Genomic DNA, 6,191 nt, shown 5'->3' with positions numbered 1-6,191 from the left:
TGAAGTCCACCTCCAAGGCCCAGCCGCGCCCGTCGCGCACTGGCTCCGCCCCGAACTGCAGCGAGCGTTCGATCGCATCCGTCCGCACCGCCCGTTCCTGCGGCGACAGTGGCGGCACGCTGCGCCGGTCGAAGATCGACCGGCGCGGCTGGGACGGAGCTGGAGTCACCGGCGGTCTCGCAGGCACAGCGGCGCCCTCGCCGCCGGCCTTCGCCCCGGCGGCGGCGTCCCGATCCTCTCGAAGCATGTCAGCTCCCTTCGTGCTCGCTGATGGCCGTATCCGCCGGTGTGCGCCGTTCCGGCTCGGCGTTGAGGGTCATGAAGACCTTGAGGCCGATGTTGCGCTCGCCGTCGCGCCGGTAGGTCTCGTGAGGGTCGCCCGGCGCGCTCACCGGGCGGAACAGGCGGCACCACTCGAGGATCTGCCAGAGCACCCGCTTTCCCTGCTGCGGCGTCGACTCGCCGAAAAAGACGGCGCGAAAGTCTCGGTAGCGGTCGATGGCGCTGTAACACTCCCCCAGGGAGGCGCGGCGCAGGTCTTCGAAGAAGGCCTCCGGGTCCGGCTCGCCCTTGGGCGCCCGGGCGAACCAGCGGCCCATCAAAGCGGCCCTCCACCCGCCCCATTGCCACCACCGGCTTGCGCCAGGGTCTGCACGATGTTGGCCGCCGCCTGGGCATCGCCGGGTAGCGCCGCCGCCTGTTGGGCTTGTTGGCGACCCTCCCGCAGGCCCTCCACCTCCTCCTTGGGCCGCAGCCAGCGCTGCGGCATGCCGAAGATCTCCGGCGTGTCGCGGGCGATGGCATCGCCGTCGAAGTTATCGAGGATACTGGGGTCGGCCTGCACGAAGGGGGCCAGCAGTTCCACCGAGCGCGCCGCCCCCGCCGCCTCGATCTGCCTGCGCGCCTGCTCCACGGGGGAGGCATAGTCGAAGACCACCTCCCGCCCCTGCAGGGCTTCCGGCGGCTCGGGAAAGGCTCCGGCCCGCAGCAGGATGTTGAAGGCGCGCTCGACGACCTGGCCGATGTAGTCGCTCTCCAGGCGCCCGAAGACCGGTCCGATGGTGCGGATGAACTCCTCCTTGCGCTCCAGCACTTCTGTTGCCGTCATGCGCGGCGCGTCCACCGGCAACTGCAGCACGTTGCGGAAGAAGGCGGCCCAGATCTGGTCCCGCGCGTCCTTCTGCATCTCCCGGCCGAGGGGCAGGTTGAAGCCGGTCTGCAGCGGCTCGATGGGAATGCGGCCGAGGTCTCGGGCCGCCTGCATATCGAATGTCGTGATGCCGCCGGGGAAGGTCTTAGGCGTGCCGAAGACCGAATCGTCGCCCACCAGCAGCGGCGGGTCGACGGCCTTGTGCCCCGCCACCAGCAGGGTCTTGCCCATCTGCTGCAGGGTGTTGGCGTCCGGCAAGGCGATCATGCCCGGCGAACGGCCGTAGACCTCGCCCGCCGCCGTGTCCCAGCGCGGCACCGCGAAGGGGAACTCGTGATAGCCGCTTTCGCTGACCTGGTGTTCCGACTGCACGTCGATGACCAGGGAGGCGAAAGGCAGGTTCCGGTTGTCGCGCCTGCGCCCGTCGCGCTCGGCCCGCGGCGTCACCACCTGCAGGAAGCTGAAGGGCTTGTCCTCGCCGCCGTTGGTCAGGGCCTCGCGCGTGTCCTTGCCGAGGGCTGTCTCCCCGAAGCGTTGTGCCGCCTGGCGCGCTGTCAGCCGCAGGGAGACGAAAAGCGTGTCGATCTCCCCCTCCCCGTTCTCCGCCAGGACCACGTCCTTCAGGTGGAAGGAGCGGAACAGCAAGCGGTTCAGCGCCTGTCCTTCGCCCACGAAGAGCACGCCGGTGCCGAAGGTCACCAGATCCTCGTCCACCTCGCCGGAGCGTTGGATGAAGCGGGCGCGTCGGTCGTAGAGCGCGCGATAAAGCCGCTCCTCGGCGATCTCCAGCCAGCGCTTCACCTGTTCGTCCTCGTCCAACCCCTCGTCCAGGGCCTTGATGCGGAACCAGCGCGCCGTCTTCGGCTTCAGAAGCCCGTCGATGGCCGAGGCGAGGCCGCGGCGCGCCAGCATGGGCGTGCCGTCGAAGAGTTCGTCAGCGCGCCGTTCGCCGGCGATGCGCTCGCTGGTGAAGTCCGCCCGCCGCGGCAGCATCACCTCCGCCAGTTCCTGCCAGTGGCTTTCCCAGAGGCGGCGCTGGTCCTTCAGGCGCTTGTGGCGCGAAAGCAGGTCGTCGATGTCACGGGGCATGAAGGCGTCCTGTTTGCTGAGGTCGGGATCGAGAGGTTCGCGGCCACGTCAGCCGAGCAGCTTCTTCTGCTGCACCGGGGGCTGGGTCGGGTCGCCCAGGCCGCTGGTCAGGATGGTGGCGGCACGGCCACGGCGGCGCTTCGCCGCCTCCCGCTCTTTGCGGCGTGCCTCCTCAATGGAAGGGTCTTCCGGTGTCGGCGGTGGCGGGGGCGGCGGTGGCGCCTTCGGCTTCGGCGGGTTGAAGATCGAACCCATGAATGGTCTCCAGATGTCGATAGAGGTGATAGGGGGTCCAGATCCACCAGCCGCGAACGCCCAGCACGCGCTTGACCGCCTCGACGCAGGTGAAGAACCAGACCGGGTAGGGCGTTGGCTGCCGCGTCACCCGACCTTCAAGCACGGTAAACCCGCAGTCGCGGTAAAACCCGGCCAGGTCACAGTCGGCGGCGATCTCGGCATCCACCTTGGTGCCGTGGCTGCAGGGGTCGAGGACGATCCAGGCGCGACCGTCGTTCAGCGCGACGAAGCAGTGGCGGAATCCCGGCCGGCCGAACAGCCAGGGCCAGAAGCCGGCGCCGCGGTCGTGAAAGACGACGATGGCCTGCATCGCTGGCTCCCGCGGTTTGATGTCCGTCCGGCGTCCCATCTGCAACAGCAGATTGGCGAACTTCACTGCACCCTTGCCGAAGCGCAGAGAGCGTTCAGTGGTTTCGGCGCGCACCGCCCGTTCCTCCGGTGACAGCGGCGGCAGGCTGCACCGGCCGCCACGGCCGAGGTGTCGTCGGTCATGAAAAGACTCCGTTTGGAAGACAGAGATGTCAGATCACCGGATTATTCGGACCAAGCGCCCCAACTTCGCCGCAATCGCCCGTCACGCTACGGTTGACGAATGGGAGAAATCGACCATGAACCAGATGATGCTCTTCTGCGCAGTGGCGCTATGGTTGCTTCTATCGACACCTGCGGCCGCTGGCGGAAGGCAGCCGTTCGATACCTTCGACCCTGAGCCCATCATCGCGGACTGCTGGAGCGCGTCCGAAGATTTGAGAGGCGCCGGTTCAGCAGCGGCCTACGGCGACGGTCTGGACATCACCCAGGCATGTATGGAAGAGGCTGTGCTGGCTCAGATCGACCAATGGCTGTTGCCCGAGTTCACTGAAGGCGCCAGGGAACACTTGCACGCCCTCAGAGACCTGCACGCAGACCCGTATTTTCGCATCTATTCGCACAACCGATATTGCTCCCGCTCATGCGGCCTCCTTCCCGGAATGCGCTACATACATCACTACATCTACCTCCTCGAAACCATCCTGAGAGACATCGCGGAGGAGAAGGCGTTCCGAAACGCCGATCAGCCTTCGGGCTTCCCTGAATAGACTCTCCGGACAGAGAAGTAGCGCTTGTTCAGCAATGTCGATCCAACGGGCTCGTAGCGCCAATTTGACGCCAGGAAGCGCTGCGGCTTCTCTTCAAAAAGCGTTAAGCGATGCCAGCCGAGTTGCCGCACCTTGAAGTCCAAACGACATTCGTCCTCGATCCGATAGCTTTCTAGCGGTTCGGGGCCTTCTGGCGCCATGATTTGTGGCCGCTCGGAGCGCCGCAGAATCGTGCGCTTAAACCAAGAGAGTTTCCTATCCTCCTCCCTCCCACGAAGCATGCCCCAGTCGCCCCCTCGAAACCCGCCGAGAATGTAGTAGATCGAAATGAAAAATGAACTGAAGGCTCCAGAGGGCGATGAGAACATCACGAGGAAGCCACGCCGAGTTTCAAACTGAAAGCGCAGTTTCCCGCTGAAGATCTCCATGTCGCGAATCCAACGCCTCTGATAGCAGAGCGTTTCAAGGGGCCATTCTTCGCCAAACCAGTGAAGGCCAGTGTCCCGGAGACGTGGATGCGGGGGGTTAACGGCAAACGGCTGAAGCGTCCTACCTCTCAGCGCCTCAGCGTCAAACAAGCGATTAAACTGCTCAAATCCGTCAATCGGCTTCAAAGCCTGCACCCAGGGTCCAGATACTCATTTGCTAATTCTCGTCAAAGAACGCATCGAAGGCAAGGTCGGCACCAATGGAGCCGGCAATGCCGCCAGCCAACACCCGATCTCCACGGTCGAGGGCTCGTCGGTCATGAAAAGGCTCCGTTTGGAAGACAGAGATGTCAGATCACCGGATTATTCGGACCAAGCGCCCAAACTTCGCCGCAATCGCCAATCACGCTGCGGTTGACGGAAGGGAGGTACTCGACATGAAACGCCTGACGCACCTGGTCGCAGCCGCAACGTTGCTGCTTCTACCCCCGCCCGCGGCGGCTGGCGGAGGCGAGCCTCTCGAGCCGGTGGATGCTGACGCCATGATCGGAGCTTGCTGGGATGAGACCGACGAGCTTCGCGCTGGGACGACCGTCGACGCGCGAGAAGGCATCTTGCTCAGCGCGCTCTGCCTCGAAGAGCACATCCTGGACCAGTTCGAGGTCCTCTTTCCGCCATCGGTTTTGACAAGAGAGGAAGGCACCAAGCAGCTTGAGGTAATCCGTAGGAGTTACGGAAATCTGTACTGGAAGCTCTACAACGAACATCGAGGCTGCGGCTTTTGCGGTACACAGTATCATACGTCCCACGTTAGTGCCCTAGCTCGCCTAATGGAACAAATTCTGCGCGCGGCCGTCGACCAACGCAATCGTTACAAACTCTGAGCGGAGCAAATTCGATCCAAGTTATGGGTTTGGCGACCCTATGCGAAAGGACTCGGCCCGGGTGATCCAACCAGGGTTTCCGGAGTAATTGGGCAGAGATTTCATGTAGGCGATGCGCTTGTCGACAATGAGATTGTTCACCTCGGCAATCTTTCCCGCTTTCACGGCCTGATCGACAACTTTGCGCGTTCCTGACCCAATGATTCCATCGTAGCCGCGCTTCCCTTTGACAAGGGTTTTCAAATCCGTACCTAGCGTTTCATCAAGGGCTTCCTGAAGCCACTTCCCGGAGTCATCGATTCCGTGCTGTACACCCGCGTCAAAGATATGCTCGACGAGTTGAGGGGCATTCACCAAGAGGCCTGGAACCTGTGCCAGTTTCCAAATCTGCGGTCGGTCAAAGTTCTCCGCGCGATAGATGGCATCAATTTGAGCGTCAGAGAGTCTTCGTGGATCGGAAGGTAAGTTTCGGTATTTGGGCAGCTTTCTCAGCTCATCAAGAAAGTCCTTTGAAATTCCTTGGTTGGTGATGCCTCCGGGGTCGACGCTGGCAGGCCTGTTGGCGATACCGCCTTCCCATCTTGAAAGATTCTGCCGATAGGTTCTGAAAAGGGTGCCCGCCGTGTGTGCGGGTTGCGTGGGAGGCGGATTGGGGCGGGCCTGCACAACTTGTGCCGCCGGATGAAAATCAATGCCAGCTTGGCTCACAGTTCTCCCCCCACCTTCTCCGCTCAAGAACTCCTCGGGCGGCGGCGCATCGGGGTCTGCGTTTGGGCTGACCAGGACGAGGCCGGTGTTGCGTCGGTTGCGGACCCAGAAGGCATCGGCCGGCGCCAGGCCTTCCGCCTGCCACCGCCGCCGTGCCTCTTCCGCCACCGCCGCCACCCGGCCCGTCTTCATGATGTGGGTGCCGTAGCGGCCCCCACTTCAATAGGGCACGGTGTAGCTGTCGTAGACATGGTCGAAGCGCCAGATGGCGTCGAAGAGGCCGCGGCGCACGGCACCCTCAATGTCGGAGCCTTCGCGGCGGTGCAGCCGGGCGAAGCGCGTGGCCAGTTCGATGCGGTCTCCTGGCTGGCCGATGAGCTGTCCTGCCGCCTTGGCCACCTGCTGGCTGCGGCGGTAGAACCGCTTGTCGCGGCGGTCGTGCTTCCAGGCCTCGACGGCTTCGCGGTTGGCCTCGATGAAGTCCACCTCCAAGGCCCAGCCGCGCCCGTCGCGCACTGGCTCCGCCCCGAACTGCAGCGAGCGTTCGATCGCATCC

Annotated in this window: 9 protein-coding genes; 2 read left to right on the top strand and 7 right to left on the bottom strand. The window is 63.8% G+C overall.

Features of this window, described 5'->3' with window-relative positions; translation table 11 throughout:
- From Q0996_RS18035 to Q0996_RS18020, 4 genes are all read right to left on the bottom strand, one after another.
- Positions 1-247: hypothetical protein (locus tag Q0996_RS18035; RefSeq protein WP_299622901.1), on the bottom strand; the 247-nt coding region annotated here is incomplete at its 3' end.
- Between the two features lies 1 nt (position 248).
- Positions 249-599, bottom strand: coding sequence for a hypothetical protein (locus Q0996_RS18030; protein ID WP_299622898.1), 351 nt, complete (start codon positions 597-599; stop codon positions 249-251).
- A complete protein-coding gene (locus tag Q0996_RS18025) occupies positions 599-2,239 on the bottom strand; it encodes a portal protein (protein WP_299622896.1) in 1,641 nt (546 codons plus the stop codon). The genes Q0996_RS18030 and Q0996_RS18025 overlap by 1 nt, the downstream gene beginning before the upstream one ends.
- A 172-nt stretch (positions 2,240-2,411) precedes the next feature.
- Positions 2,412-2,960: a hypothetical protein gene (locus tag Q0996_RS18020; protein WP_299622894.1), complete on the bottom strand. Its 549-nt coding sequence runs from the start codon at positions 2,958-2,960 to the stop codon at positions 2,412-2,414.
- 184 nt (positions 2,961-3,144) lie between these two features.
- Here Q0996_RS18020 and Q0996_RS18015 point away from each other — a divergent pair, with 184 nt between their 5' ends.
- A complete protein-coding gene (locus Q0996_RS18015) occupies positions 3,145-3,615 on the top strand; it encodes a hypothetical protein (protein WP_299622892.1) in 471 nt (156 codons plus the stop codon).
- Here the strand turns inward: Q0996_RS18015 and Q0996_RS18010 are convergent.
- Complete coding sequence (locus Q0996_RS18010; RefSeq protein WP_299622890.1) at positions 3,591-4,043, bottom strand: hypothetical protein; 453 nt, start codon at positions 4,041-4,043, stop codon at positions 3,591-3,593. The genes Q0996_RS18015 and Q0996_RS18010 overlap by 25 nt on opposite strands.
- Before the next feature lie 437 nt (positions 4,044-4,480).
- Here Q0996_RS18010 and Q0996_RS18005 point away from each other — a divergent pair, with 437 nt between their 5' ends.
- On the top strand, positions 4,481-4,927 hold the full coding sequence (locus tag Q0996_RS18005) for a hypothetical protein (protein WP_299622888.1): 447 nt from the start codon (positions 4,481-4,483) through the stop codon (positions 4,925-4,927).
- A 21-nt stretch (positions 4,928-4,948) separates the two neighbouring features.
- On the opposite strand, the gene Q0996_RS18000 is transcribed toward Q0996_RS18005, so the two are convergent.
- Together Q0996_RS18000 and Q0996_RS17995 are read right to left on the bottom strand one after the other, a co-directional pair.
- Entirely contained in the window at positions 4,949-5,827 is an 879-nt protein-coding gene (locus tag Q0996_RS18000) for a glycosyl hydrolase 108 family protein (protein ID WP_299622886.1), read from the bottom strand.
- A gap of 27 nt (positions 5,828-5,854) precedes the next feature.
- The coding region (locus tag Q0996_RS17995) for a hypothetical protein (RefSeq protein WP_299622884.1) at positions 5,855-6,191 on the bottom strand (337 nt) is incomplete at its 5' end.

This window comes from Pelagibius sp., assembly GCF_028289705.1.
Taxonomy (GTDB): domain Bacteria; phylum Pseudomonadota; class Alphaproteobacteria; order Kiloniellales; family Kiloniellaceae; genus Pelagibius.
The sequence above is the reverse complement of the archived record's forward strand: the minus strand, read 5'-3'. Positions and strand labels throughout refer to the sequence as shown.

What these genes read in the sequence shown, in the direction of transcription:
- Q0996_RS18030 (WP_299622898.1), bottom strand. Translation starts at nt 599, where the DNA reads ATGGGCCGCTGGTTCGCCCGGGCGCCCAAGGGCGAGCCGGACCCGGAG.
- Q0996_RS18025 (WP_299622896.1), bottom strand. Translation starts at nt 2,239, where the DNA reads ATGCCCCGTGACATCGACGACCTGCTTTCGCGCCACAAGCGCCTGAAG.
- Q0996_RS18015 (WP_299622892.1), top strand. Translation starts at nt 3,145, where the DNA reads ATGAACCAGATGATGCTCTTCTGCGCAGTGGCGCTATGGTTGCTTCTA.
- Q0996_RS18010 (WP_299622890.1), bottom strand. Translation starts at nt 4,043, where the DNA reads ATGGAGATCTTCAGCGGGAAACTGCGCTTTCAGTTTGAAACTCGGCGT.
- Q0996_RS18005 (WP_299622888.1), top strand. Translation starts at nt 4,481, where the DNA reads ATGAAACGCCTGACGCACCTGGTCGCAGCCGCAACGTTGCTGCTTCTA.
- Q0996_RS18000 (WP_299622886.1), bottom strand. Translation starts at nt 5,827, where the DNA reads ATGAAGACGGGCCGGGTGGCGGCGGTGGCGGAAGAGGCACGGCGGCGG.